This is a genomic window from Promicromonospora umidemergens (genome assembly GCF_024171995.1).
GTDB lineage: Bacteria > Actinomycetota > Actinomycetes > Actinomycetales > Cellulomonadaceae > Promicromonospora > Promicromonospora umidemergens.
Genome location: NZ_JAMTCT010000005.1, coordinates 163,601 through 189,161 on the forward strand (window position 1 = coordinate 163,601; position 25,561 = coordinate 189,161).

21 protein-coding genes are annotated in these 25,561 nt (G+C 71.3%); 6 read left to right on the forward strand and 15 right to left on the reverse strand.

The window, feature by feature from the left end; genetic code table 11:
* Nucleotides 1-103: 103 nt before the first annotated feature.
* The 14 genes from APR04_RS10935 to APR04_RS11000 all read right to left on the reverse strand — a co-directional run bounded on the left by APR04_RS10935 (nucleotide 104) and on the right by APR04_RS11000 (nucleotide 17,173).
* Nucleotides 104-253, reverse strand: coding sequence for a hypothetical protein (locus APR04_RS10935; protein WP_253870071.1), 150 nt, complete (start codon nucleotides 251-253; stop codon nucleotides 104-106).
* 1,161 nt (nucleotides 254-1,414) lie between these two features.
* Complete coding sequence (locus APR04_RS10940) at nucleotides 1,415-2,338, reverse strand: FHA domain-containing protein (RefSeq protein ID WP_253870074.1); 924 nt, start codon at nucleotides 2,336-2,338, stop codon at nucleotides 1,415-1,417.
* The gene (locus APR04_RS10945; RefSeq protein ID WP_253870076.1) at nucleotides 2,335-3,633 is read right to left on the reverse strand and encodes a vWA domain-containing protein; all 1,299 of its coding nucleotides are present in this window, start codon (nucleotides 3,631-3,633) and stop codon (nucleotides 2,335-2,337) included. Before APR04_RS10945 ends, APR04_RS10940 begins: the two co-directional genes overlap by 4 nt.
* Before the next feature lie 25 nt (nucleotides 3,634-3,658).
* Complete coding sequence (locus APR04_RS10950; protein WP_253870078.1) at nucleotides 3,659-4,768, reverse strand: protein phosphatase 2C domain-containing protein; 1,110 nt, start codon at nucleotides 4,766-4,768, stop codon at nucleotides 3,659-3,661.
* Between the two features lie 123 nt (nucleotides 4,769-4,891).
* Nucleotides 4,892-7,174, reverse strand: a complete 2,283-nt coding sequence (locus APR04_RS10955; protein WP_253870081.1) for a serine/threonine-protein kinase — start codon at nucleotides 7,172-7,174, stop codon at nucleotides 4,892-4,894.
* Nucleotides 7,171-8,274, reverse strand: coding sequence for a hypothetical protein (locus APR04_RS10960; protein WP_253870083.1), 1,104 nt, complete (start codon nucleotides 8,272-8,274; stop codon nucleotides 7,171-7,173). Before APR04_RS10960 ends, APR04_RS10955 begins: the two co-directional genes overlap by 4 nt.
* Nucleotides 8,271-9,296 (reverse strand): glutamate ABC transporter substrate-binding protein, encoded by a 1,026-nt coding sequence (locus tag APR04_RS10965; protein WP_253870086.1) that lies wholly within the window; start codon nucleotides 9,294-9,296, stop codon nucleotides 8,271-8,273. The genes APR04_RS10960 and APR04_RS10965 overlap by 4 nt, the downstream gene beginning before the upstream one ends.
* Nucleotides 9,293-10,630 carry a GlnX family signal transduction membrane protein gene (locus APR04_RS10970; RefSeq protein WP_253870088.1) on the reverse strand — a complete coding sequence of 446 codons (1,338 nt, stop codon included), beginning with the start codon at nucleotides 10,628-10,630 and terminating at the stop codon, nucleotides 9,293-9,295. Before APR04_RS10970 ends, APR04_RS10965 begins: the two co-directional genes overlap by 4 nt.
* Nucleotides 10,627-11,988 carry an AAA family ATPase gene (locus APR04_RS10975; RefSeq protein WP_253870090.1) on the reverse strand — a complete coding sequence of 454 codons (1,362 nt, stop codon included), beginning with the start codon at nucleotides 11,986-11,988 and terminating at the stop codon, nucleotides 10,627-10,629. The genes APR04_RS10970 and APR04_RS10975 overlap by 4 nt, the downstream gene beginning before the upstream one ends.
* Nucleotides 11,985-12,560 (reverse strand): hypothetical protein, encoded by a 576-nt coding sequence (locus APR04_RS10980; RefSeq protein WP_253870093.1) that lies wholly within the window; start codon nucleotides 12,558-12,560, stop codon nucleotides 11,985-11,987. Before APR04_RS10980 ends, APR04_RS10975 begins: the two co-directional genes overlap by 4 nt.
* Before the next feature lie 20 nt (nucleotides 12,561-12,580).
* Nucleotides 12,581-13,801, reverse strand: coding sequence for a toxic anion resistance protein (locus tag APR04_RS10985; RefSeq protein WP_253870097.1), 1,221 nt, complete (start codon nucleotides 13,799-13,801; stop codon nucleotides 12,581-12,583).
* Nucleotides 13,802-13,990: 189 nt separating this feature from the next.
* Nucleotides 13,991-14,329 (reverse strand): HEAT repeat domain-containing protein, encoded by a 339-nt coding sequence (locus APR04_RS10990; protein ID WP_253870100.1) that lies wholly within the window; start codon nucleotides 14,327-14,329, stop codon nucleotides 13,991-13,993.
* Nucleotides 14,330-15,080: 751 nt separating this feature from the next.
* Nucleotides 15,081-15,449, reverse strand: a complete 369-nt coding sequence (locus tag APR04_RS10995; RefSeq protein ID WP_253870104.1) for a hypothetical protein — start codon at nucleotides 15,447-15,449, stop codon at nucleotides 15,081-15,083.
* Between the two features lie 11 nt (nucleotides 15,450-15,460).
* Entirely contained in the window at nucleotides 15,461-17,173 is a 1,713-nt protein-coding gene (locus APR04_RS11000; RefSeq protein ID WP_253870106.1) for a polymorphic toxin-type HINT domain-containing protein, read from the reverse strand.
* A 296-nt stretch (nucleotides 17,174-17,469) separates the two neighbouring features.
* On the opposite strand from APR04_RS11000, the gene APR04_RS11005 reads away from it, so the two are divergent.
* Nucleotides 17,470-18,870, forward strand: coding sequence for a hypothetical protein (locus tag APR04_RS11005; protein ID WP_253870109.1), 1,401 nt, complete (start codon nucleotides 17,470-17,472; stop codon nucleotides 18,868-18,870).
* A 77-nt stretch (nucleotides 18,871-18,947) separates the two neighbouring features.
* Here the strand turns inward: APR04_RS11005 and APR04_RS11010 are convergent, their stop codons facing one another.
* A complete protein-coding gene (locus tag APR04_RS11010; RefSeq protein ID WP_253870112.1) occupies nucleotides 18,948-19,550 on the reverse strand; it encodes a biotin transporter BioY in 603 nt (200 codons plus the stop codon).
* A 245-nt stretch (nucleotides 19,551-19,795) separates the two neighbouring features.
* Here APR04_RS11010 and APR04_RS11015 point away from each other — a divergent pair, with 245 nt between their 5' ends.
* The 5 genes from APR04_RS11015 (at nucleotide 19,796) to APR04_RS11035 (ending at nucleotide 25,548) form a co-directional block, all read left to right on the forward strand.
* Nucleotides 19,796-19,975, forward strand: a complete 180-nt coding sequence (locus APR04_RS11015) for a hypothetical protein (protein WP_253870114.1) — start codon at nucleotides 19,796-19,798, stop codon at nucleotides 19,973-19,975.
* A 332-nt stretch (nucleotides 19,976-20,307) separates the two neighbouring features.
* On the forward strand, nucleotides 20,308-21,963 hold the full coding sequence (locus tag APR04_RS11020) for an ABC transporter substrate-binding protein (RefSeq protein ID WP_253870117.1): 1,656 nt from the start codon (nucleotides 20,308-20,310) through the stop codon (nucleotides 21,961-21,963).
* A complete protein-coding gene (locus tag APR04_RS11025; protein ID WP_253870120.1) occupies nucleotides 21,960-22,943 on the forward strand; it encodes an ABC transporter permease in 984 nt (327 codons plus the stop codon). Before APR04_RS11020 ends, APR04_RS11025 begins: the two co-directional genes overlap by 4 nt.
* A complete protein-coding gene (locus APR04_RS11030; protein WP_253870123.1) occupies nucleotides 22,940-23,782 on the forward strand; it encodes an ABC transporter permease in 843 nt (280 codons plus the stop codon). Before APR04_RS11025 ends, APR04_RS11030 begins: the two co-directional genes overlap by 4 nt.
* Nucleotides 23,779-25,548: a dipeptide ABC transporter ATP-binding protein gene (locus APR04_RS11035; protein WP_253870126.1), complete on the forward strand. Its 1,770-nt coding sequence runs from the start codon at nucleotides 23,779-23,781 to the stop codon at nucleotides 25,546-25,548. Before APR04_RS11030 ends, APR04_RS11035 begins: the two co-directional genes overlap by 4 nt.
* The last annotated feature ends 13 nt before the right edge of the window (nucleotides 25,549-25,561 follow it).

Below are 25,561 nucleotides of genomic sequence, written 5' to 3' on the forward strand. Positions count from 1 at the left end.
GCCGGGCAACAGAAAGGCCCTCCCGCAGGGCGACCGGAGTCGTCCGAGGAAGGGCCAGGATGTTCGACGCCGGAGGTGCTGGGCCGGGCCGATCAGCTGTCGGTCAGATCAGGCGGAGTCGCTTGACGCGCTTGTTGGTGTGGCGCTCGGGGCGCTCACGCAGCGCGCGCTCCTGCGCACCGACGATCTCCGCGCGACGCGCGATCTCGGCAACCTGGGCGCGGCCGATGTAGTACGCGGTCTGGGCATGCATGTCTGGGGTTCCTTCCGAGGGGTGGGGAGAGAGTGACGGTGCCTGGGGAGCTCACCGGCCGGGTCGCGGCTGGTGTCCCGCACTGTTTCCGTCGTGTTACATCCTCCCAGATTCCGGAAATCACGCGCAAGGCGGACAGCCGTGATCTGCGGCACCATTCCGGGCATCGCGGCCTCTCGCGAGACCATTTCCGGTGTTTTGGCTCAGTGCAGTGACGTGGGCCACTGAACGGACGGCGCCGAAGCAGAGCGGGTGCGGTACACGCGCTCTGCTTCGGCGTCCGTGGGGGTCATGCCGATCGCGCGCGCAGGGCAGGTGCCTGTGCGCGGCTGTCGTTGCCGTGTGCGGCGCCGGCCTCGGCCTTGCGTCGCTTCTGCTCCTGACGGAGCGTGCGTGAACGCCGAAATTCCTCGGCGTCGCGGAGGCGGTCCCGGTGAAGGGAGAGCGCCAGGTCGTACTCGGTATGCACGTGAGTGCCCTTCGTGACGCTGGAGGTGTCGGTCTCCCGACATGGGTCTGGCCGGACCCTGTCCACCGCCCGGTATGGGACCGGACGGACGTCACCGCGGTGTGCCCTGAGCCTCCCAGGTAGCACTCGGGCGGCGCACGGCTTTTTCTCGCAGGCCATCGATCTAGTTTCCTTGCGCAAGTTTCCTTTAGCGTCCTCGTCGCACTGCGCCTACGAGACGAGCCCGCCATCGGCTCCTCGAGCCAGGTGTGATGTCCAGGGAGATCGTTCCTGGGGCTGGGGCTGGGGCTGGGGCTGGGGCCGGGGTGCGACGGCGGCGAACCGCAGCTTGCGTGTGAGGTGAGCGCCCAGGGGCGCCGAGCCGCAGGTTGCGTGTGACGTAGGCCGTCCGGGAGCGCCGAGCCGCAGGTTACGAGTCGCCGTCGGTGCCGAGCCGCAAGGAACACGTCCACCGGACCCCGCATCGACTCGTAACCTTCGGCTGGCGCCCACCCCGACGCGTAGGTTGCGGTTCGGCGCCCCTGGGACGGCTCCCGGACGTGCAGCTTGCGGTTCGGCAGCCCTAGAGCGTCCCCAAGGGGTGCAGCTTGCGGTTCGGCACCCGCCGGAGCGATCCACGAGACGCGCAGGTTGCGGTTCGGCGCCGGAATCGCAAGCCAGCCGCTACCGAAGAACCTCCCTGGACATCACAGCTACGCCTCGCCCGGGAGCGCCTTGCGGATGACCAGGCGCGTCCAGGCACCGATGAAGATCCGGTCGCCCTCCTCGATCTCCTTGCGTACGCCCTGGGTCAGCGGGGTGTCCGGCAGGGGGTCGCCCGTGGCAGCGACGAAGGTGCCGTTCGACGACCCCAGGTCCTCCACCCACCAGCGCAGCCCGTCGGTGGTCAGCTGGCAGTGGCGCCGTGACACTCCTGGGTCGCTGCCGCAGTCGACGTCGGGCCGGATGCCGCGGGACTGCGACGGCCGCCCCACCAGGAGGCTGCGCTGCCGCAGCGTGACCAGGCCGGGCAGGCCGGCGGACGGCATCGGGTCCTCTGGCCGCTCGTGCGCGTACCAGTCGGGATCGACCCAGATCTCCGCCACCCAGGTGTCGTCGCCCGGCACCGGCGGCGCGCTGAGCCCGGCACCGCCCGGCGACGGCGCGGGCGCGCTGCCCGACGACGGTGTGGGCGCACCGCTCGGCGGCACCGGCCCACCCGACCGGTGGTCGAGCCCGTCGAGACCTGCGGCCTGCGGCGGTGCCGCGGGCCGAGACACCGGTGCGGGCACGCTCGACGACGGCGGGGCTGCTGCCGGCGGGGCCGCGCCCAGGTCCAGCACCGACGACGGCGGCGGTGCGGGCGCGGCCGGTGTGCCGGTGGTGAAGTCGTACCCGCAGTTCTCGCAGAACAGCGACCCGGCGGGGGAGGGCTCGCCACAGTTGGGACAGGTCACGGGGCCGCCGGACGAGGCCTCGGACGGAGCCTCGGACGAGGTCTCGACCGGCTCGGCCCCCGGTTGCCCGGGCCCGGCTCCTGGCCCGGCCGCCGACGCCCCGGCGGGGATGGGCGTGCCGCACACGTCGCAGTAGTCCGTGGCCGTGCTGTTGTGGCCTTCCGGGCAGGTGACCGTCATGCGCGCCGTACCCGGGTCGTCTTGGTGGATGCGGTGTCGAGTGCCATCTCGTCCAGCTTGGCGGTATTCCGCTTGAGCCGCACGGTGCCCTCCTCCACGTTCTCCACCTCCACGATCTTGCGCAGGCGCGAGGTGGCGTCGTCGTTGCCGGTCTCGGCGGCGAGCTGGACGGCGCGGCCGAGCTTCACCGTCGCCGTCGCCTCGTCGCCGGCGGCCTTCGCGGCCAGGCCCTCCTGGATGGCCGAGGCGAGCTCCGCCTGGCCCGTGTAGTGCGCCACCTCGGGGCTGATCCGGGCGGTGAGCGTCGAGTCGTCCGACCACTTTGCCTTGACCAGGCCGGACGCCGTCACGTCGGCACCCACGGCGACCTGGACCCGGGCCGCGAGCTGCTCGGAGCCCACCGGCTTCGACGGCACGCGGACCGCCACGTGGTACTCGCGGGTCTCGTCGGCCCACGCGCCCGTCGGGTACGCGCTGGTGAGGGCGTTCACCTCGGTCCGGCGGCCGGTGAGGTCGTCGACCTCCGGCGCGACCTGCCGGACGAACAGGACCTGCGAGCCCTGCGGTGCCCACACGCGGAGGTCCACCGAGGCGACGCCGCGGGCCATGGACTTGCGCACCAGGGCGGCGAAGTCCTCGGCGATGTCCTCCGGCCGCGCGATGAGGTCGACGGTGCCGAGCAGGGCGGTCGAGATCTTGCGCAGCTCGTCGACCACCCAGCGGTCGCCGACGCCGCGGGCGTCGCACTGGAAGTGCCCGGTGACTTCCGCGATCATCTGGTTCAGGTGGGCGGACGGCTCGGACTCGTTCTTGCCGTCCGTCAGCAGGATCAGGTGCTTCTGGGCCACCGGGACGGCAGCGAAGAGGTCGTCGGCGAGGCGGAGCCAGGACGAGATGGCGGTGCCGCCGGCCGCCGCCATGGTGGAGATGGCGCGCTTGGCCTCGCTGCGGGCGCCGGGCTCCATCGCCACCATCGGCACGCGCGCGTTGGGATACGGGAAGATCCGGGACGCCACGTGCGAGCCGCCGATGATCGCGAACAGCGTGCCGTCGGGGATCTGGTCCACGGCGACGGCCGCGGCGTGCTTGGCGGCCTCCATGTTGCGGCCCTGCATGGACCCGGAGGTGTCGACGGCGACGATCTCGGCGACACCGTCCGCGCCGGCGTCCGCGCCGGCGACAGCGCGCTGGGTGGTCCCGGCGCCCGTGCACGTCACGGCGACGACGGCGTGCACGTCGGTGGCGCCGTCGGACAGGAACTCGTTCTGGAAGACCTCGGCGGAGAACTCGGCCACGGTGGCTCCTCTCGGTAACGGCAGGCTATCGCTGCTCGGTGACAGTGGGGGAGACACGGGCGAGCGCCGCGGTGATGTTGTCCCGCCCGCCCTGTGCGTTGGCCCAGCGCACGAGCGCCGCGGCCGTGGTGTGCGGGTCGCCGGAGCCGGCGAACCGCCGCACGAGGTCATTCATCTCGTGCGCGTCGGAGCAGTAGTTCCACAGGCCGTCCGAGCAGACCAGCAGCCAGCCGGGCCCGGAAGGGACGGTCGCGGCACAGCGGGCGTCGGTGTCCGGGGCGTCGGGACCGAGCCACCGCGTGATGGCGTGCGCCTGCGGCGACGTCTCCGCCTGCGCCCGCGGCACGCCCGCCGCGATCATCTCCTGGGCCCAGGAGTCGTCGACGCTGAGCTGCTCCGCCTGGCCGGAGTCCGGCAGCCAGTACACGCGGGAGTCGCCCAGCCAGCCGGCGACCACGAGACCCTGGTCCACGACGGCGGCCACGAAGGTGCACGACGGCGGGTCGTCCGTCACGTCCTTGCCCTTCGTCGCGGCGAGCTGCTCCGCCGCACCCCGCACGGCCTGGCTCGCGGCGCGCGACGCGGCGACCATGGCGTAGGTCCACCCGGCGACGCGGCGGCTGGTCGCGCCCTCGACGGAGCTCGACCCCTCGGGCCCGTAGGCCACCAGCACGTCCCGTGCGGCCCGGCTCGCGGCGAGCGAGGCGATGTCGGAGTCGGGTGCGCTCGACACGCCGTCGCACACGACGAGGGCGGCGAAGGTGCCGCCGGCGGCGAGCGCCATCGCGTCCTCGTTGCGGGCGTGCCGCACGCCCCGGTCGCAGACGCCGGCGACCCAGTCGGCAGGGCGTTCCTCGAAGTGGTCGCGCTCGGACTGGCCGGGCGTGCCGCAGTCGGCGCAGTACCCGTCCGGTGCGATGGTGCCGCCGCAGGCGCCGCACCGGCGTGCGGAGGAGTCGCCCGTCGCGGGGTCGGGGTCCACCACCGTGGGAGCCGGCTCGAGGGTGACCTCGGAGGGAGCGGTCCCCTCGGCGCTGCCCAGCGGTGTGCCGCAGTTCTCGCAGAATCTGGCGCGGGGCGCCGCGTTCTCTCCGCAGTTGGGGCAGCGGGCGAGGCTACTGTCGTCGGCGCTCATGTCTGGGTCGGTCTCCTTGCGTCCGTCAGGGCTCGCACCCCGCGACTGTCTTTCAGCGGATCACCGTGAGCGGTTCACCGTCCGGCTGTTGGTGTGCGCCGGGTTCCGGGTCGGGCGTACCGCTCAACGCATCGTCCACCGCCGTACGGAGTTTGCCCGGTCGACGAGCGCCACGCGCTCCGAGCGGTCGTCGGTGAGGTGGGCGAGGTCGCGCAGGGCGACCTCGAGGCGGTCCCGCAGCTCTGGCTCGCTGGCCTCGGCGCCGGCCACCCGCACGCTCGGGTCGGGTCCGCCGCGGGTGACCAGGCCGAGCGCGCCGGAGAGGGCGTCGACGGTGACAGCGGCCTTGGGGCGGTCGGGGACGTGGGCGGCATCGAGCCCGGCGACGGCGTCGGACAGGTCGACCAGGGTGCGCCGTGCGCCGACCAGCAGGTGGGCCCGCCGCAGGCGGGCGTCGGGGAACGAGCCTCGGGTGGGGCCCACCAGGTCGAGGGCACGGAGGGCGCCGTCGAGGTCGCCACCCGACGACCGCACGCGGGCGAGGCCGAACGCGGCGGCGCCGGTGTAGTTGGCGTCGGCTCGCGCGATGGTGCTGTACAGCTGCTCCGCGACGCCGGGCTCGCCCGAGACCTCGCAGACGGTGGCGAGGGCGAGCTTCGGCGCGGGCTCGCCGGGAACCTGCCCGTAGACGGCGTTGAAGGACGCGCGGGCCGAGGCGGGGTTGCCGGTCGAGAGGTGCCCGAGGCCCTCCATCCAGGCGGCGCGCCACTCCCACGGGTCGTGCTCGAGGATCTGTGCGACGGTGGCACGCAGCCGGTCGTCGTCGCCGGCCTCGATGGCGGCGCGCGCCATGGCGAGCCGTACCTCGACGGTGGCCTCGCCGGCTCCGGCGAGCGCCACCATGCGGGCCGCCGGGTCGGCGACGTTCACGCCGGCCAGCCAGGACGCCAGCGGGTCGGTGGAGTCCACCTTCAGCAGGGGGAGCTCGTGCCAGCCCAGGGCACCCTCGGCGCCGTCGAGCGGCGGCACGCCGAACAGGACCGACTCCGCCGACGTCGTGGCGGTGTACCCGCGGCCCTTGTCGGTGGCGACGACCTCGCGGAGCACCCCGAGGAGCTGGACGCGGGCCTCGTCGACCCCGGCGAACCGGTCGGCGGGCTCCGGCGCGCACGCCTTGGCGAGCCAGCGGTAGAACGAGTCGTACTTCTGGAAGACGGGTGTGTCGGCGACCGGCGGGAAGGACGCCTGGTACACCGTGGTGTTGCCGCGGAAGTCCAGCACGAGGGAGGCCAGGGTGCGGCCGAGCGTGAAGATGTCGGACGCGACGGACGGCCCGATCTCGGCGACCTCTGGCGCCTGGTAGCCGACGGTGCCGTAGATCGCGGACTGGAGGTCGTCGGTGCGGCGTACGCCGCCCATGTCGATCAGCTTGACGCCGTCGCCCTGGGCGATGATGTTGTCCGGCTTGAAGTCGCAGTAGAGCAGGCCGCGGTCGTGCAGGTAGCTGAAAGCGGGCAGCACCTCGAGGAGGTACGCGATGGCCTGGTCGACGGGCAGCGGCCGGGCCTGCCCGGCACCCAGGTCACGGCGTTCCTTGAGCACGTCCTTGAGCGACTTGCCGCCCACGAACTCCATGACGGTGTAGCCGAGACCCTCGTGGAGCACGAAGTTGAAGATCTCGACGATCAGCGGGTGCTCGACCTCTGCGAGGTACTGCCGCTCGGCGACGGCAGCCTCGTACGCCTCCTTGTCGCCCGAGTTGAGCAGGCCCTTGAGGACCACCCAGCGACCGCTGACGTTGCGGTCGCGGGCCAGGTAGATCCAGCCGAGGCCACCGTGGGCGAGGCAGCCGACCACCTCGTACTGGCGGGCCACGAGGTCACCCGCCTTGAGCGCGGGGGCGAAGTCGTATCTTGCGCCGCAGTGGCCGCAGAACCCGGCGATGCGGCCGGGCACGCCCTCCCTGGTCCGCCCCACCGGCTGCCCGCACGTGGGGCAGTACCGCTTGCTCTCCGCGAGCTCCGGCGTGGCCATGACGGCCTGCAGCGGGTCGGCCACCGGGGTGTGCGGCACCGTGGTGAGGCCCGCGCCCAGCCGGTGCCCGCGCAGGCGCGTCGAGCCGGTGCCCACCCGTCGCGTCTGGTAGGTGCCCGGCGCCACGCGGGCCGAGCCGAGGGCCGTCGACGCGAGGCGGGACGAGCTGGTGCGCCCGGTGGAGGGCTGCTCCATGGCTCCGGGCAGCCCGTCAGAGGAACGCACCGTCGTGTCGTCGGCACCCCACGCTGCCGCGACCGCCGCGAGCGCACCACCTGCGGGGTTGCCGCCCGCCGGCGCCCCGCACACGTTGCAGTAGCCGTCCTCGATGGTGCCGCGGCAGCCCGGCTCGGCGCACGTCTGTGTCGTCATCGGTTTCCCTTCGGAAGATCGCGCACGAGCATCTCGAGCTGCTCGGTGAAGTGCCGTGCCATGGCGAGGTCGCAGGGCGCGGCGTCCAGCGCTTCGCGCGCCTCGTCCTCGCCCGCCTTCACGGTGGACGACGTCGCCCGGCCGTTGCCCTGGGCCTTCGTCATCAGGTTCTTGACGCGGTAGCGCAGCTCGGCGCGTTCGCGCAGTGGTGCGGTGTAGGCGTCCTCGACCCGCTCCATGGCCCGTTCGACGGCGCCCAGCCGCTGGACGTAGGTCGTCAGCCGGTCGGGCTCGTCCGGGACGTCACCGAGGCGGGTCACGTCCGGGACCGCGAGCCGCGGCGGGTCCGTGATCTCCCTGCGGCAGCGTTCCGCCACGCGGGTGAGCACGGGCGTCCGGTCCGCCAGGGTGGTGCGCAGCGCGACGGCGCGCTCCCGGTCCTTGGCGAGCGACCGGCGCCTGGCGGTCGCCACGATGAGGTCCCGCTCGGCGCGGGCGACGTCGTCCTCGAGCGCGCCGAGCGGCCCGGTCACGTCGGCTCCGCGGGCGGCGTCGGAGGTGAGGCGGGCGAGCCGGTCGCGCAGGCGGGCGACGACGGCGTCGTCCTCGGTGTCGGCGGACGCGTGGGCGGCGTCCTCGGCCCGGACGATGCCGCCGGACAGGGCCCGCAGGCGAGCGGTGACGTCGGCGGCGTGCGGGTCGAACGAGAGCCGGGTGGCGAGCTGGTCGGCCTGGGCGTCGCACAGGCGCGCGGCGTCGACGAGGGAGAGGAGCGACGTGGCGGGGTCGCCGCCGAGGCGGCCCCAGATCAGCTGGGACATGCGTTCGCGGGCGACGGCGTCCGCTCGGCCGGAGTCCCACACCGTGACCAGCTCGTCCGTGCGCGTGCGTACCGCCTGCCACAGGGTCAGGGCCAGCACGATGTCGGCCGTCACGGCGTTCTCGCCGGAGTGACGGGCCGTGGAGTCCAGCCGGTCGAGGTCGGCGCGGCGTGCGTCGAGCCACGCCTGGAGGTCCGACAGGTAGGTCAGCAGCGCAGCGGGCTCTGCCGCCACGCCGAGTGCGCCGGGCGGCGCCGGTGCGCGTTGCACCCTGGTCACGGCGTCCGCCCGTAGACGGGCTCCGGTGCGGTGGGCGCTGGACCGAGCGCGTCACCCAGCCAGCGCTCGTAGGACTCCTCCCACTGCCCGCCGGCGACCATGTCCTCCAGCACGCCGTTCACGAACCGCACCATGTCCGGCTGGTCGGCGGGCACGCCGACGCCGTAGGGCTCGTCGCTCACGGGATCGCCCACCACCTTCGCGTACGGGTCCTGCGCGGCGAAGCCCGCCAGGACCGTGTCGTCGCCGGTGATGGCGTCCACCGCGCCCTGCTGGAACAGGACCAGGCAGGTGGTGTGGGTGGCGGCCGGCACCGCCTCGACGCCCTCCCACTCCCCGAGCCGCTCCAGGGTGGTGGTGCCCTCGGGCGCGCAGACCCGCTGCCCGGAGAGGTCGTCGATGCTCGCGACGTCCGACGTCGAGGGCACCAGCAGCTTCTGGCCGGCGTGGTAGTACTCCGCCGAGAACGCGATGTTCTCCCAGCGCTCGCAGTTGATGGTGAAGGCACGGGCCACGATGTCGACCTGGTGGTCCTGCAGCACGGCCTCGCGGTCGCCCGACGTGATCACGCGGTACTGGATCGCGTCCGGGTCGCCGAAGATCGCCTCGGCCACCTGGCGGGCCACGTCGATGTCGAAGCCCTCGATGTCGCTCGTGAACGGGTCACGGGAACCCATCAGCAGGGTGTCCGCCGAGACACCCACGCGGAGGAAGCCTTGCTCGCGGATGTCGGCCATCGTGGAGCCGGACGTCACCTCCGGGCTGCCGCCCGGGTCCAGCGACGCGACGGCAGGCTGCCCGTCACCGCAGTCCTGGGCCGCGGTGGCCGTGCCGGACGCCGCGGCGCCGCTCGGCGCCTGCGGGGCGGACTCCTGCACGGACTCCTGCGTCGTCGAGCTCATCCCGGCAGCGCCGGTGAGCAGGTGCGTCGTCGTCTCGGGCGCGCACGCCGCCGTCGTGCCGACCAGGGCGAGCGCGACGAGGGCTGTGACGATCGGTCTGCGGGCTGCGCGCGTGCTCATCGGTACTCCTTCAGACGGACGTTCATCCCGGCGGCAGCGGCCACGGCCCCTGCGACACCGAGCACGAGGGCGATCCAGGCCGCGACCTGCGCGGTGGTCGCCGCTGAGCCGAGCCGGTCGACCGCATCCTTGCTCGTGGTCTCGACCTCGGCCTGGGCCCGGTCGGAGAACGCGGCGAAGGCGGCGCCCGCCGAGTCGTCGGCCGGGGACGTCGCGGCCTGCACGGCGGCGTCCCAGTCGTTCCCGTCGTCCAGCGCACGGATCTCGGCGTGCTTGGCGTCCCACTCGTCCAGCAGCTCCGCGGGTCCGGGGACACCCGCGCCGCCGCCCTCGGTGCTGAGGGTGGCGTCCTCCGCCTCGCCCAGGAGGTCCCGCGCCGCGGCGACCGACGTCTGGTAGGACTCCTCGAACTCGCCGCCCGAGCCGCGCTTGATCAGCGTGAACGACTCCATCGACTTCGCGTCGGTGGCCAGCGACAGGGCCTCCGACGTGGCGACGGTCGCCGCGTACGGGCCGCTCGCGACCGACCTGGCCACGCCGTTGCCGCCCAGCACGGCGGCCGTCACCACCACGCCGCCCACCAGGAGAGCGGCGCTCGCGGCGGCCAGCCCGGTGTTCAGGACGCGGTGCGTGCGCCGGGCGAGCCAGAGCTGGACGGCGCCCAGCGCCACCAGCGACAGCAGCACGAACAGCAGCAGCGCCTGGGCGAGGGAGACGGAACCCATGTCGGCGTCGACCCGCTGCGACGTCGAGACCGCCACCTCGTCGATGGTCGGCAGCACCTCGTCACGTAGCGCCGACGACGCCTGGTCCAGGTAGGCGGCGCCGACGGGGAAGCCCTGCCGGTTGTTCGCCCGGGCCGACTCGACCAGACCCGCGTAGCGCTGCACCGAGTCGGACACCGCGGCGAGGTCGGCGGCCTCGCCGTCGCCCCGCGCGGTCGCCGCAAGGGACGGGACGGCCTGCGCGGCCTCGGACAGGCTCGTCTCGTAGCGGTCACGCGCCTCCGCGGGCTCCAGCCCGCCCACCAGGAACGCGTTGGTCGCCGTCGCGTCCGCCGACACCAGGTCGTTGCGCAGCTCCTGCGTGCCCACCAGCTGGGCCGCGTCCCGCTGTGCGTCCCGCAGGGCCGCGGACTGGCCGTTGCCCGCGAGGAAGCCGGTCACGCCCAGCAGCAGGCACGCCACCACTGCCACCGTCGTGGCCAGCGCCAGCCGGCCCGGCGTGGTCGCCAGGCCTGCCGCGAACCGGGACCCCGGGATGGTGGGCGCCGGCCCGGCGCCCGTGCCGGGTGCGGGCGAGCCCGGGTTCGTCGTCGTCAGCGGTGCGGTCACGTGGTGGCCTCGCTGTCAGTCCCGATGTCCACGACATCCTCCAGGTCTTCCGGGACCAGCGTGCGCAGCTGGTCCAGCGTCGGTCGTTCAACGTCCCGCAGGCGCCAGGCGTGCCGGGCAACTGCGGAATCCAGCACATTGCGTGCCCACCGTCCGTTGCCGAAGCCCTCGCCGCGTGCCTGGTCCGCCGCCAGGCGGTCGAACCGCTCCAGCGCGGCCGGTTCCGGCTCGAAGTCGGCGGCCCGTGCCATGGACCCGAAGATCTGCCGCAGCTCGTCGGAGGAGTAGTCCTCGAACGTGATGGTACGGGCGAACCGGCTCTCCAGGCCCGGGTTGGTGCCGATGAACCGGGCCATCGGGCCGGGGTAGCCGGCCACGACGACCACGAGGTCGTCGCGGTGGTCCTCCATGTCCTTGACGAGGGTATCGACGGCCTCGCGACCGTACTGGTCCTCGGCCAGGGCGTACGCCTCGTCGATGAACAGCACGCCACCCAGGGCACGCTCCACCACCGCGGTCGTCTTCTCGGCCGTCTGACCCAGGTAGCCCGCCACCAGCTCGGACCGGTCCACCTCCACGAGGTGCCCCTTGTCCAGCAGGCCCAGTGCCCGGTAGATCCCGGCGACGAGCCGGCCCACGGTCGTCTTGCCAGTGCCGGGGTTGCCGACGAACACCAGGTGGCGTGTCAGCGTCGGAGCGCTCAGGCCTGCCTCGCCGCGGAGGCGCTCGATGCGGAGGAGCTCGGTCTGGCGGTGTATCTCGTCTTTGACCCGTCCTAGTCCGATGAGCTGGTCTAGCTCTTCCAGGAGTTCTTCCAGGGTTTTCTCTGGTTCTGGTTCCGGTTCTGGTTCCGGTTCTGGTTCTGGGGCGGGTTCTTCGGACCCCACGGCCTTTCCTGTTCCGTCGCCTTCGCTGGTGGGGAACTGTGGCTGGGTGGTGGTTGGTGCCTTGTCTCGGCCCTGGGCCGCGCTGCGGTGGACTGCCTTGGTGCCCTCTGCCGCTGCGATGGCGCTGATGCTGGGGTCGCCAAGGTTTGCCGCGGCGTCGACGACGGCGGCCAGTGCTTCTGCGTACCGGGTGCTGTGGGGGGAGCCGGTCGCGATGAGGTTGTTGAGCAGGTCGGTGGGGGCGTTGCGCCAGCGGCGGGCGCTCATGGCGGCGTCGAAGAACGGCTGCAGGCTGCCCGACGCCGGACGGGCGGTCGCGGCGATCCAGTCCGCCGGGGCGCCGGTGGACGACTCGGCCACCGCTGCCGCCAGCCGTTCGCCCTCGGTGCGTGCGGCAGGGCCGCTCACGCCGGCCGCGGTGGCTGTCGCGGCGAGGGCGTCGAGGGCTGCGGCGAACGCCGTCGTGCTCACGGGGCCTCCAGGGGTCGGTGACCCGGCCCGGTCTCGGGGCCCGACGACCCGGGGGGCGCCAGGGTGCCGGGGGCCGACCCGGGGAGCGTCAGGCCCGACGTGCCGAACTTCTCCTCGAGGAACCGGCCGTGGGCCACGAGGGCGACGGCGTCGGCCCGCGACACGGCGTCGGAGATCTTGTCGATCGTGGCGCCCAGCAGGTCCAGCTGGTCGCACAGGATCATGAGCGACGTCTTGCCGCGGTCGACGACGCGCCGGTCGGCGAAGTCACGCGGGAGGCGCAGGTAGGCGTCGACGGCCTCGGGCAGGTAGCTCGTCGCGGTGGCGACCACGGTGTGCGCCTGCTGGGAGCCGGCGCCGAGCCGGTCGAGGCGGGGCGCCATCTCGTGCACGGTCTCGGCCACCCGCTGCACCCGGGCGGTCACGGCGGCGGGCGCCCTTCCGGTCGCGCGCTCCAGCACCGCGTCGACGGACGTCACGATCTGCTCGGTCGTGGGCGGGGCCGGGATCGCGACGGTCTGCTCCACCTCCTCGGCGCGTCCGCCGCCGAAGAGTCGCCGCCACCAGCTCATGCCTGCCTCCGAGCCCGCCGTCACGGGGTGTTGAGGTCGAGAGAACCGCTCGCCACGCCGTCGGTGTTGGTGCGTCGTGCTCGCTCCACGTACTCCGTGGCCTTGGTGGTCTCGGTCTGCAGCACGCCGATGGTCTGCGACATCGAGTCGAGCGCCCGCAGCTTGAAGTCGCTGATCGAGTCCATCGTGGCGTAGATGTTGGCGAACGCCTCCTGCAGCTGCTCGATGCCGACCGTCGAGCTGGCGGCCTGCTCCTGGATGGTCGCCGACTGGTCGGCGAGCATCTTGGAGGTCGAGGCGATCATGTTCGACGTCGTGGTGTTCAGGGCACCGATCTGGTCCAGAACGAGCTTCTGGTTCGCGAGCGCCTGCGCCACGATGACGGCGGTGCGCAGCGCGGAGACCGTCGTGGTGGTGGCGCGGTCGACGCCCTTCGTGAGCTCGATGTTGTTCTTGATGATGATGTCGATCGCGAGGTAGCCCTGGATCGAGACCGCGAGCTGCGTGAGCAGGTCCTGGTGCTTCTGGCGCACGTAGAACAGTACGTCCTCGGACAGCGCCTTGGCCCGCTCGGGCTCGGCGATCTGGAGCTCGGCGATCTTCGTGGCGAGCTGGGCATCGAGGCGCTCGGCCACGTAGATGTACTGGTTCAGGCGCGCCATCGTGTCCCAGAGGTTCTGCTTCTCCAGGTTGAGCGCGGCGTTGTCCTTGCGCAGCTCGTCCTGGCCGTTGTAGAGCGCCTGGATGATGGCGTTGAGCTGGCCCTGCGCGGACTCGTAGCGGCGGAAGTAGTCCTGGATCTTGTCGCCGAACGGGATGACGCCGAGGAACTTGCGCCCGACGCTCGCCTCGGACGGGTCCAGGTCCTCGACGGTGCGGCGCAGCTCCAGCAGGGTCTGACCCACCTTGGAGCCGTCGGCCAGGCCGCCCTCCTTGAGGGCCCGGACGGGCGTGGCGAGCAGCCGGTTGCTGGAGTCGGCGGCCTGCCGGATGTCCTGGTCGCCCATGGTGCGCACGTCGTCGGCGCGCGTGGCGAACTCCGGGCTCTTGGTGTCGGCGCTGAGGAGGCCGTCGAGGTAGGTGCTGACCTTCTTGTCGAGCGCGGGCGCCGCGGCGGGGTCCACCTTCGGTGCGATCTTGGGCGCCTGGGTCGCTGCGACGGGCTGGACCGGGTCGGGTGCGCTGAGCACGAGGGGCTCGGCGGCGGAGGCGGGTGGTTGAAGCGGCATCGGCTCGGTCATCGGTGCTCCTCGCGATAGGGCGTCCGAACGCGGCGAGTATATGCCGCGGGCCATCACCGCTGGGGGCGGAGGCGCTGCCCGGCGGGGTGAGAACGAGGGGGCGTCCGGGAGAGTTCCCGGCGGGTGGTGGGCGTGGCCGGCGGCAGGGTCAGGCGGTGCGGAGACGGCGCCGCTCGGCGGCACTTCGATTCATGGCTGGTGGGCAAACATCTCGATGTCTTCGAGCGCTGTCTCGGCGAATCCCCGAGTCTTCTGGTGTTGCCTGAGCTCCTCCAGCAGCGGAAGTACACGCGCCGTGTCGAGCTGCCCATGAACTCGCGCGACATGTCCCAGGCTGGTAGCGGCGATGGCTCGTACATTGGCGTTGGGGTGTTGGAGGAGAGAGACGAACTCTTCCTGTAGCCATTTCCAATCATCGACGTTGAACGCTGCGGCGATCATTGCCCCACAGAGTTCTTGCGCATCATCCTTCTCGATCGCCTCGAGCAGTTCTTCCCGTCCACCGGCTCCGGGTTCCCGGTACTCCATTGTCGCTGGATCTTTACCTTCCTGTTCACTCGCCGTTCTTGATAAGTGCATCGAAGTTTTCTCGCCTCATTTGGAGATGGGTCGTCGAAGATGGAGTAGGACAAGTGCGGCAGCGGCGATCTTGGTGATTCGCCAGGGGTCCAGTGTGATGCGGTGCTCGTGACCGTCTTTAGGGTGGTCGCGGGCACGGCGAGACTGGCGCGATAGGTGATCAACGAGGGCCCTCGCTGGTGGGGATCAGGTTGTCTTGGCGGACTCCCGATCCTTCCGGTCAGGACCCCGCGTCCCGACCTCGAAACACCGTGAACCCGCAGGTCAAATCCCCTGCGGGCGCCTCAGCCTTCATGCCAGTCGTAGCCGTCGGTCCATCCCGACGGCAAGTCCTGGGGCCTTGCCCACCGAGTTTTGCCGGGCGTCACGTGAACACCCGGAACTACTTCCCAATCGGGACCCTGTGGGTAGATTGCCTCGGAGAATGACATGTCGTCTGGATGCAACCACACGCATTCAGCGCGGTCGCAGAATAGGATTGCCGAGCCTTGGTCCGCGATCAGTGGTCGCAGGAGACCCTGGTCAAGATTCGGGCACCCATATACGAGCCCTGAAGGTGACGTGAACGTGCCGTCCGCCTGCCTTGTCAGGCTGCTGTGCCCGGCGTTGTGGACGGGGATCGGTGTGGCGCCGGCGTGGACATAGATCGCCTTCGCGAACTCCACCCGCGCTGCCATCTCAAGCGGGGTAACCGCTCTGGTCACAATCCCGTGGGGTAGATTTCCAAGTCGTCCGGGGCGATAGCGACCGTCGCTCCGACAAGGTCGCCCGACGGGCTGTCGTCCAGTTCAACTTGCACGATCGAACCGCCAATTTTTACCATGAGAATTCCATCGTCAAAAAACTCTATAACCGTCCCGACGATGAGGTCTGACGGAACGTTGCGGGCAGCCTCGGCGCTGGCATGGCTAGCGATGTCACCCCAAGCGCGGGAGTTTGGAAACTCCAGTTCGACATCGACACTCTCTCCGGAGTTGACCGGTGAATCTCCGCGCCACACACCGAGAATGGGGCCGATATCCGTTTGTATACGGAGATCCGACCCTTGTCCGTCAATGCTGGCGAGCACGACTCCATGCATTACCAAGATCCCTTCGGGTGCGGAACTCTGACGACTACGTTATCCACGTTCCAGATGCCCGCGGCCTCGTCATAGGCCCATGTCTCCTCATGATAGTGAAACTTTGTGGGCTTGCTGTTCATCTCGTGCGGGCCGAATCGAATGCTGCGCCGACCGTCCTCCGATACGACTCGATGGGGGTCTGGCTGCCCGGTCCGGGGATGGATGTTCGTGTGCTGCCCCTCACCGAGGAAGTTGTTCATCCGCTCGACGGCGTCGCCAGGCTTCACTGGCTTCGGGGCGTAGGTCTCAACTTCTTTGACCGGTGCATTCGCCTTGTTGGCGCCGGCAGCGGTGTGGCCCGCGTTGTGGACGAGGATCGGCGTACTGCCCGCATGAACGTAGTAGTTGTGGTGAGTTTCGACGTGGAAGTTGTAGACCGGCTCCACGCCAGCCTCGGTTCGCTGCTCGGTCTCGATCGCCTCGACCGGGACCGTGGTGCCGTCGGGGGTGACCAGCAGGTCGCCTACGTTCAGGAACGCGGCGTCCAGCCAGCCGCGGTCGTGGACCATGAACGGGTGCTCGGCCGTGGTCGACACCACGGACCCGTTGATCGTCAGGTGGAACAGCTCGGTCGTGCTGCGCACGAACGTCTCGACGACCAGCTGCAGCTCGTCCCGGGCGGTGACGACGTCGTGGGCCCAGACCTTGTCCCCGACCTGGATCGTCTCGATCGGGCGGGGGCCGTCGGGGGTGTGGATGAGGGTCCCGGCGACGAAGCACTTGCCGAACCCGAACTTGCACCACCCCTTGCTCATCGCCTGCCGGAACCCACCCGACTTCGCGATGGTCTTCGACAACCCCATCGCGGCCTTCGCGGCGCCACCCAGACCGATCAACGACAGCGCGGCACCGGCGATCGCGATCCCGGCCTCGGCCCAGGAGCGTTCACCCGTAGCGGCGAGGGTGATGTTCGCGACCGCACTGACTATGGCCGCCACTGCCGCGATGACGATCAGCACTCCCGCCAGGGCGGTGCCGACGACGGGGATGAACGCGACGATGATCGCGAGGATCCCGGCGATGGTGGAGATCATGTCGGCGATGTCCGCGATCGCGGCGACGAGCTTGGAACCCCAGTTGTCCCACCACCCATCATTCAGATCATCGGAGGAGGTGATCTCCTCGATCTGGTCGACCGCATGCTCCGCCGCCCGGTCCCGATCCGAGACCGCGGACTCGACCGTGGACTTCGCGGAGTTGAGTACCCCGGCAGCCTGGTCCGCGTCACCACCAGCCTGCTGGGCCTTTTGTTCGTACTCGGCCTTCTCGGCCTCGTCCTTCGCGCCATCGGCGAGGTCCTGCCACCGGTCCTTCGACCCCGCAGCCGCCTGCGCCGCATCCTGCGCCTCACGAGCCCGGTCCAACGCCGCCAACGTCTCACCCTGCACCCGCTCCAGAGACGACGCGTACCCCACCAGCGCGTCACCCGCGGCGACGTAACGGGAGTGGGCCTTACGGATCTCACCGATGGTGTCTTCCTTGGCACTCATCAACGAGTCCACGGCCTGCGAGATCGTCCCCTCGACATCCAACCGGGACATCGACGACGCCGCGTTGTCGATCGACCGGGCAACCTCCTGATACTCCTGCCCACCCGAAAGCACCAGCACCGGATCACCCGGCGTCGGATCAGCGTCCAACCCGACGGGCGACCAATCAGACGGCCTCATCTACCCCACCCCTGAGCAGCAACGACAACGACGCGGCTGAGCGTACCCAGCACGCGGCACGAGGGCTACGAATCGTGAGCGCCTCGCTGCGCGCCGTGGGCACGTAGCCATTCCCCCCACCGGTTCTCCCGTCCCACGTGCCGCCGTCGCAGCGGCCGCGCCCTCATCGTCGCAGGCCTGGTGGATCGAAATGGAGCGCAGATGTCTAGTTTCACCCGGCAGGGCTCTCCCCATGGCCGCAGGCCACCACTACGGTCGTCGACGGTCGCCGCGCCCGCGGCGAGTCTGGAGGCAATATGTCCTGCACCACCCTGGTGCGCCCCGCCGTGACGAGACGTCTTCTCGGCTTCGGTGCCATCGGCGCCCTGGCGCTAGGTGGCATGGTGATCGCCGCGGGGCCCGCACAGGCCGACCCCGAACCGAGCACCGTCCTCGTCACCGCCGAAGAAGTCAGCAGCTTCGGTACCCCGACCGAGGTCGCGCTGACCGACCACTACCTTTTCGTCGAGGTTCGGTCCGCGTCCGGGTCGCAGGTCATCTGGCGTGACCGCGTGGATCCGGCGGCGGTGTGGAGCACGGAGCTCGGTGGGGCGCCGCTCGTCGGTGAGCTTGTCGCGGCAGAGGTCGACGTCGTGCAGATCGACCAGGGGGACACGAACCTGATCGCCTGGGCACGTGACGGCGGCGGCAGCCGGAGCACGGCGACGAGTACGACCCTGGGCGCCGGAGCCCAGTACCTGGCCGTGCGCCAGGGCTCGTCCGCGGTCGTGCAACCCGTCACCGCACCGACGGACACGCTCACGGTCCCGGCTTCCTTCGACGGGGACAGCCGGGGAGTCGCTCTCGCGGGTGACGACGTCGTCGTGATGGACGACCAGTTCACCTTGACGCGGTACGACATCGTGACCGGCGGGGTCCTCGAGCAGCGGCCGGAGGTCTGCTCGTCAGACTTCAACGGCTTCGCTGTCGTCGACGACGCGGACGAACGCTTCACCGTGTTGGCGTGCAGGGAAGGTGGGCTGCTGCTCGACCTCGAGGAGGTCTACCGCGACTACAAGGTTCTCGAGCCGGGTGGCGGTGCGTCGACTCGCGTCCCGGTGCAGCTCGGCCCTGGCGTCGTCGTGGGCGAGTACTCGTACGACTACGGGTACGCCACGGGAGCAGAAGGGGTCTTCGGCGGTGTCACGAGATCCCTCGCGGTCCCTTCCGACGGCAACACCAACCTGCCGGAGTTCGACCTGGACGACGCCGGTACGACGGTTGCCTATGTCGACGCCGCCGATGACGTGCGTGCCGTGGACCTGACCTCGATCGCATCGCCGGTGGCGACCGAGCCGACGGACAGTCGCGCACCGCGGGTGGACCGTCTCAGCATCGGCGCGGAGTGGATCAGCGGCATGCCAGGGCACGCGTCGGATCCGGACTACACGGTAGCGGCGTCGGCGTCGGACGATGGTGACGTCTACTTCCGTCCGAGCGGACTTGCTCGGGTGGAGCTCCGTTACCGACAGAAGCTGGTCCACGAGGACACCTTCGGTGACCATGTCGTCGTACTGGGCGACACGGCCGACGTCACGAGTCCGCAGGGATCGACGACGTGCTGGTCGGCTCGCGCCACTGACAACGCGGGCAACGTCGGCACGTGGACTGCCTATGGTGAGTCAGAGCAGTGCATCACGATCGGGCGCAACGGCTGACCATGCCTCCCGGAACGGGCCGGACGTCCACGCGTACCTGGGACGGCCGGCCCGTTCGCTCGTCCGGGCGGCGTAGCTCAGTCCAGCGTGCCGCGCGGCTCTCGCCGGACCAGCCGCCACGCGGACGGCAGCAGCATGCCGGCGATCGCCCCCTTGATCAGGCCGCCCACGATGAACGGTGTGAGCCCGGCGGCGACGGCCTCGGCCGGATCCAGCCCTGCTACCAACGCCAGCCACGGCACGCCGACGGCGAAGATCAGCGCCTGGCCGAAGACGCCGAGAGCAAGGGTGCGCAGCGGGGTGCGGTCCCACCCGCGTTCGGCGAGCCTGCCCATCACTGCCGCGGCGACGACGAACCCGATGAGGTACCCGCCGGTCGGGCCGGCCACCACCGAGATCCCGCCGGCGCCGTCGGAGTACACAGGGAGCCCGAGCCCGCCGAGCAGGACGTAAGCGCCCATCGCGGTCACACCACGGCGCATCCCCATGGTGGCACCGACAAGGATGACGGCGAGGGTCTGGCCGGTGACCGGCACGGGCGAACCCGGCACCGGTATGGCGACCTGTGCGAGCAGTGCGGTGAGCAGCACGGCTCCGCCGACCAGCGCGACGTCACGCGCCCAGGTGCCGGACCAGGGCCGCAGGAGGTAGTCAGGAGGGGTGGTAGCAGCGATCGACATGTGTACTCCAGGTTGTTGGGCGGCTACCAGTATCGCGAGCCGTGTTGGTGCTGACCGAGACTCCGCTCTGGCCGGAACTACCCACACCGAGCACCAAGGCGGCTTGGCAAGCAACCTTGCGCGATGGATGAGGTCGAGGAGATAGGGCACCGTTCGAAGTGGGGAATCCAGTTCGTGGTCTTCCACGCGATGGAAGCCCGAGACAAGTTCCTGACGCCGAAGGAGAGGGGCGAGGTGAGGTGACCATGAGGATCGAGGATCTGAACCTGACACCTGAGGAGCGGGCGGAGCTGGAGGCCTGGGGTGAACAGATGGCAGCCAAGGCCGCTACCGAGGAGTACACCGAGCGGTTGCGGCCGACCCCCCCGGCGCTACTGGAGCTACAGCGAGCCGCGGCCAGAGTTGAGTCCCCGATAGTGGTGTAGCGCGGTCGCCGGGTCCGTCGTCATCGCGGCCGCGACGGCTGGGTCGGGGCGCGGCTGGCGCTGGCCTGCGGGCCGCCCGGGGCTGCTCGGCTGCCGAGTGCAGACTTGGTCGCGCCCGAGTTCAGCGACTGCAGAGATTGTTGCGGGTAGCGGCCGTCAAACCGCAACCATGTCTGCAGTCGCCTGCTCGGGGTGCTACGAAGTCTGCACTCGGCCGGGGGGTGTGGCGCGTGCCACTGTGCGTCGGCGGACGGAATACGACCGGCCGGGCCTGCGGTTTGGGAGCATGAACGGAGTCGTTCGGATCACCTCCAGACAGGATGCACATCGCCATGCCTTCGCGCCGGTTCTCCCGCTCGCGTGCTGCCGTCGTCTTAGCGGCCGCCGTCGTACTCCTGGTCACCGCCTGTTCTCCCGGTGGCGGGTCGACCAGCGAGCCGACCGGCGAACCCGTCACCGGGGGAACGCTCACCTACGCCTCCGGCGACGCCGAACCCTCGTGCCTCGACCCGCACGTCGGCGGCAACTACCCGCAGGCGCTCATCGCGACCCAGTACCTCGAGTCGCTCGTCTCGCTGGACGAGGACGGCGAGGTCATCCCCTGGCTCGCCACCGAGTGGCAGGAGAGCGACGACGGGATGGCGTGGGAGTTCACCCTCCGCGAGGACGTGACGTTCACCGACGGCACGCCGTTCGACGCCGAGGCGGTCGCCGCCAACATCGCGCACGTGCAGGACCCCGCGACGGCGTCGTCCACCGGTTATCTCGCGCTGGCGAAGGTCGAGGACGTCGTGGCCGTCGACGACCACACGGTCCGCCTGGAGCTGAGCGCTCCCGACAGTGCGCTGCTGGAGTCGCTCTCGCAGGTCTGGGTGGCCATGGAGTCGCCGAAGGCCCTGGAGCGCAGCCAGGACGAGAACTGCGCGGCACCGGTCGGCACCGGCCCGTTCGTCGTCGACGGGTGGGAGCGCCAGGACTCGGTGACGCTCGTCCGGAACGAGGACTACACGTCTCCGCCCGCCGACGCCGAGGGCACCAACCTCCCGTACCTCGACTCGATCGTGTGGCGCTTCATCCCCGACTCCGCGAGCCGCTACGCCGCGCTCCAGTCCGGTGAGGTGCAGGTCATCGACAACGCGCAGCCCGACACCATCCAGTCGGCCGAACCCGACGAGGCGATCGAGGAGCTGGACGCACCCCGCCCCGGCGCCGCCAACCGGATCGAGCTCAACTCGAGCAAGGCACCGTTCGACGACGAGCGCGTCCGCGAGGCGTTCATCCGCTCGGTGAACGTGGACGAGGGCATCGAAGGCCTGTTCTTCGGGACCGCCGAGCGCTCGTACTCGCCGCTGTCCAGCGTCGAGCCGCTGGGGCTGAGCCTGCCCGAGCTCTTCACCGTCGACACCGACGCCGCCGCGAGCCTGCTGGACGAGGCAGGCTGGGCCGAGCGCGACGCCGAGGGCTACCGCGTCAAGGACGGCGAGCGCCTCACCCTCGACTTCCCGGTGAGCACCAACCAGTCCATCCCGGCCGAGCAGTCCCTGTTCGAGCAGATCCAGGCGGACGCCAAGACGGCGGGCTTCGAGATCAAGCTCCACCCGCTCGACCTGTCGAGCTGGTACGGCGCGCTCGCCGAGAACGACTACGACCTCGTGAGCGCCCCGTACACGAAGGTCGGCCCGGACGTGCTGCGGATCCTGTACCACTCGGCCAGCATCGAGCCGGCGCCGAGCGGCTACTTCGCAAACCTCGCTCAGGTGGACGACCCAGCGGTCGACGACCTGCTCACCCGGGCCTCCACGACGAGCAACCCCGACGACCGCGAGAGCCTGTACGAGCAGGCCCAGCGGGTCATCCTCGAGGGGTACTACATCCTGCCCCTGTACGACCAGCAGAACCACTTCCTGTACTCGTCGACCGTGCAGGGTCTGCGGGCGATGCCGACGGTGTCGACGCCGACGTTCGCCGAGGCCTGGCTGGCCTCTTGACCCTTCCCGTCCCCACCACGGGGGCCCGCAGGAGGCCGGCGCCGGGCAACCGGCGCTGGCTGCTGCTGCGCGCGGGCGGCGTGGTGTTCGTGCTGTGGGCCGCCGCGACCATCACGTTCTTCGCGCTGCGGCTCGTCCCCGGCGACCCGGCCCAGGCGATCCTCGGGGGCCCCGGCTCGCAGGCGGGTCCCGAGGCGCTGGAGCAGGTCCGCCGCGAGTACGGCCTCGACCAGCCGCTCGTGGTGCAGTACCTCACCTACCTCGGGCGGCTGCTGACCGGCGACCTCGGGCAGTCGTACTCGCTGCACGAACCGGTGGCGACGGCGATCGGCGAGCAGTTCGGGGCCACGCTCACCCTCGCCCTGTGCTCCCTCGCGCTCGCCTGGGCGCTCGCGTGCGCCCTGGCCGCCTGGAGCGTGCGGGGCGGGCGGGTCGCCTGGGCCATCGGCTCAGGGCTCGAGCTGGTGGCGGCCGCCGTGCCGCACTTCTGGCTCGCGACCGTCCTGATCCTGTTCTTCAGCCTCACTCTCGGCGTCCTGCCCCCGGTCAGCGTGCCGGGCCCGCTCGGCATCGTGCTACCTGCGCTCACCCTCGCTATCCCGCTGGCCGGGTTCCTCGGCCAGGTCATGCGCGAGTCCCTCCTGACCGCCATGGAGTCGCCGTTCGTCACCACCGCGCGCGCCCGCGGCGAGAGCGAGGTCCGCATCTTCTGGCGGCACACGCTCCGGCACGCGGCGATCCCCGCCGTCGGCCTCTCCGGCTGGGCGTTCGGGTCGCTGATCAGCGGTGCGGTCGTCGTCGAGGCGGTCTTCGCCCGCCAGGGCCTCGGCCGCAGCCTCTTGTCGGCGGTCCAGCTGCGTGATGTCACCCTGGTCACCGGCATCGTGCTCGTGGTCGCGCTCGCCTACACGGTCATGACGCTGCTGACCGACCTCGCCGACCGGGCCATCGACCCGCGCACACGGGCGGTGACGCAATGAGCGGCCCGCGCTCCGCCGTCGTCGGCGCCCCCGCGTTCCGGCCGACCGTCGGTGAGGCGCTCGCCGGCGTGGTCCTGGTGCTCCTCCTCGTCGCTGCGCTCTGGCCGAACCTGCTGGCCCCTGGGGACCCGCTCGCCACCGCGCCCGCCGATGCCTTCAAGGGCCCGTCGCCCGCGCACCTGTTCGGGACGGACGAGTCCGGCCGCGACATCTACACCCGCGTGGTCCACGGCGCGTCCGAGTCGCTCCTGATCGGCGTCCTGGCGACGGCGATCGGCATCGGCCTCGCGATTGTCCTCGGCTTCGTCGCGGGCCTCGGCCCGCGCTGGCTCGACTTCGGCACCACCCGGGTGGTCGAGGTGCTCTTCGCCTTCCCTGGCCTGCTGCTCGCGCTGCTCTTCATCGTCGTCACGGGGCCGGGCGTGCTGAGCTCGACCATCGCCGTCGGCCTGGCCACCGCGCCCGGATACGCGCGCATCATCCGGTCCCAGGTGCGCCGGGCGGCGTCCGCCGAGTTCGTCGAGGCCGCGCGCGTCCTGGGGCGCGGCCGCCTGTGGATCGTGGCCCGCCACATCCTGCCGAACGTGACAGCCGCGCTGTTCGTGCTCGCGACCCTCGGGCTCGGGCAGGCGATCATCTGGGTGTCGTCCCTGAGCTACCTCGGCCTGGGCGCCGTACCGCCCGCCGCGGAGTGGGGAGCGATGCTCGCGGCCGGCCGGACCTACATCGCGAACTTCTGGTGGATGACGTTCTTCCCCGGCCTCGCGATCGTCGCCAGCGCCGCCGCTGCGACCGTCGTCGGGCGCGGCATCCAGAAGCGGAACAGGAGCGCGGTATGACGGGGCCGGAAGCGAGAGGGCCGGAGCCGACGGGGCCGGAGTCGACAGGGCTGGACCCGACAGGGCCCGCGCCGGCGCCCGTGCTGAACGTCCGGGACCTGGTCGTCACGTTCCCCGAGCGTCGCGGGGCGGGGCGCCGTGGCGAGCGGCGTGTCGTCGACGGCGTCAGCTTCCACGTGGCGGCCGGCGAGTGCGTGGCGATCGTCGGCGAGTCCGGCTCGGGCAAGAGCGTCACCGCGCGCAGCATCGTCGGCCTCGCGGGGGAGGGCGCCCGGGTCTCGGCCGCTGAGCTGACCGTCGCCGGGCAGGACGTGCTGGCGCTGTCCGGACGCCCCCTGCGCAGGCTGCGCGGCGGCACCGTCGGCCTGATCGCGCAGGACGCGCTCGTCTCCCTGGACCCGCTGCGCCCCGTCGGCCGGGAGATCGGGGACACGCTCGCCCTGCACACGAACCTCGACGCCGCCGGGCGGCACGCCCGCACGCTCGAGCTCCTCGACCGGGTAGGCCTGCCGGACGCCGCGCTGCGCGCGCGCCAGCGCCCCGGCCAGCTCTCCGGCGGGCAACGCCAGCGGGCCCTCATCGCGTCCGGCATCGCGGGCGAACCAGAGCTCGTCATCGCCGACGAGCCGACCACGGCCCTCGACCAGCCGGTCCAGGCGGGAGTGCTCCGGCTGCTGGGACAGCTGCGCGACGACGGCACCGGCGTGCTGCTCATCAGCCACGACCTGTCGGTCGTGCGCGGCATCGCCGACCGGGTGCTCGTCATGACCGATGGCGTCGTGGTCGAGGAAGGGACCCCTGCCGAGGTGTTCGAGCGCCCACGGCACCCGTACACGCGCAAGCTCGTGGCCGCCGTCCCGGCGGGCCACCCCCGCGGCACCCCCCTGTCGACCCCAACCCCCACCCCGGCCCCGACCCCAACCCCCACCCCGGCCGCCGTCGAACGTAGGGGCAGTAGCGGCATGACCGCTCATGAGGCGACCAGGCCTACGTTCGGCGACGTGCTCCTGGAGGCATCGGGGCTGGCGCGGAGCTTTCATGTCGCGGGGCGCGAGATCGTGGCCGCTGCCGACGTGTCGTTCTCCCTCCGTGCGGGGCAGACCCTCGGCCTGGTCGGCGAGTCCGGCTCGGGCAAGTCCACCACCGCCCGGCTCCTCCTCGGGCTCGAACGGCCCGACGCCGGCGAGGTCACCCTCCTCGGCCAGCCGTGGAGCCAGCTCCCGGAGGCCCGGCGACGCCCGCGCCGGTCGCTCGTCAGCGCGGTGTTCCAGGACGCGCTCAGCTCGTTCGACCCACGCTGGACCGTCGGCGCCGTCCTCGCGGACGCCCTCACCCATGGCCGGACGGTCCGGCCGGGACCGGTACGCGCCGAGATCGCGGAGCTGCTGGACACCGTCGGTCTCGACCCGTCCCTTGCCACCCGCCGGCCGCTGCACCTCTCCGGCGGGCAGCGCCAGCGCGTCTCGGTCGCGCGGGCGCTCGCGGCCGACCCCCGGGTGCTGATCCTCGACGAGCCCGTCTCGGCGCTCGACGTGTCGGTCCAGGCACAGGTGCTCGATCTGCTCGACCGGCTCCAGCGCGAGCGGAACCTCGCCTACCTCCTCATCACCCACGACCTCGGGGTGGCGCTGCACATGAGCGACGACCTCGCGGTGCTGCAGGAGGGTCGCATCGTCGCGTCCGGCCCGGCGGCGACCGTCCTCGACGACCCGCAGCACCCGTACGCGCGGCTGCTGCGGGACGCTTCGCCGACCGCCTTCCGGTGAACCGGCCGCGGCT

Coding starts and splice junctions, on each gene's coding strand:
- APR04_RS10935 (WP_253870071.1), bottom strand. CDS start 253: ATGCATGCCCAGACCGCGTACTACATCGGCCGCGCCCAGGTTGCCGAG.
- APR04_RS10940 (WP_253870074.1), bottom strand. CDS start 2,338: ATGACGGTCACCTGCCCGGAAGGCCACAACAGCACGGCCACGGACTAC.
- APR04_RS10950 (WP_253870078.1), bottom strand. CDS start 4,768: ATGAGCGCCGACGACAGTAGCCTCGCCCGCTGCCCCAACTGCGGAGAG.
- APR04_RS10955 (WP_253870081.1), bottom strand. CDS start 7,174: ATGACGACACAGACGTGCGCCGAGCCGGGCTGCCGCGGCACCATCGAG.
- APR04_RS10965 (WP_253870086.1), bottom strand. CDS start 9,296: ATGAGCACGCGCGCAGCCCGCAGACCGATCGTCACAGCCCTCGTCGCG.
- APR04_RS10980 (WP_253870093.1), bottom strand. CDS start 12,560: ATGAGCTGGTGGCGGCGACTCTTCGGCGGCGGACGCGCCGAGGAGGTG.
- APR04_RS10985 (WP_253870097.1), bottom strand. CDS start 13,801: ATGACCGAGCCGATGCCGCTTCAACCACCCGCCTCCGCCGCCGAGCCC.
- APR04_RS10990 (WP_253870100.1), bottom strand. CDS start 14,329: ATGGAGTACCGGGAACCCGGAGCCGGTGGACGGGAAGAACTGCTCGAG.
- APR04_RS11000 (WP_253870106.1), bottom strand. CDS start 17,173: ATGAGGCCGTCTGATTGGTCGCCCGTCGGGTTGGACGCTGATCCGACG.
- APR04_RS11005 (WP_253870109.1), top strand. CDS start 17,470: ATGTCCTGCACCACCCTGGTGCGCCCCGCCGTGACGAGACGTCTTCTC.
- APR04_RS11010 (WP_253870112.1), bottom strand. CDS start 19,550: ATGTCGATCGCTGCTACCACCCCTCCTGACTACCTCCTGCGGCCCTGG.
- APR04_RS11015 (WP_253870114.1), top strand. CDS start 19,796: ATGAGGATCGAGGATCTGAACCTGACACCTGAGGAGCGGGCGGAGCTG.
- APR04_RS11020 (WP_253870117.1), top strand. CDS start 20,308: ATGCCTTCGCGCCGGTTCTCCCGCTCGCGTGCTGCCGTCGTCTTAGCG.
- APR04_RS11030 (WP_253870123.1), top strand. CDS start 22,940: ATGAGCGGCCCGCGCTCCGCCGTCGTCGGCGCCCCCGCGTTCCGGCCG.
- APR04_RS11035 (WP_253870126.1), top strand. CDS start 23,779: ATGACGGGGCCGGAAGCGAGAGGGCCGGAGCCGACGGGGCCGGAGTCG.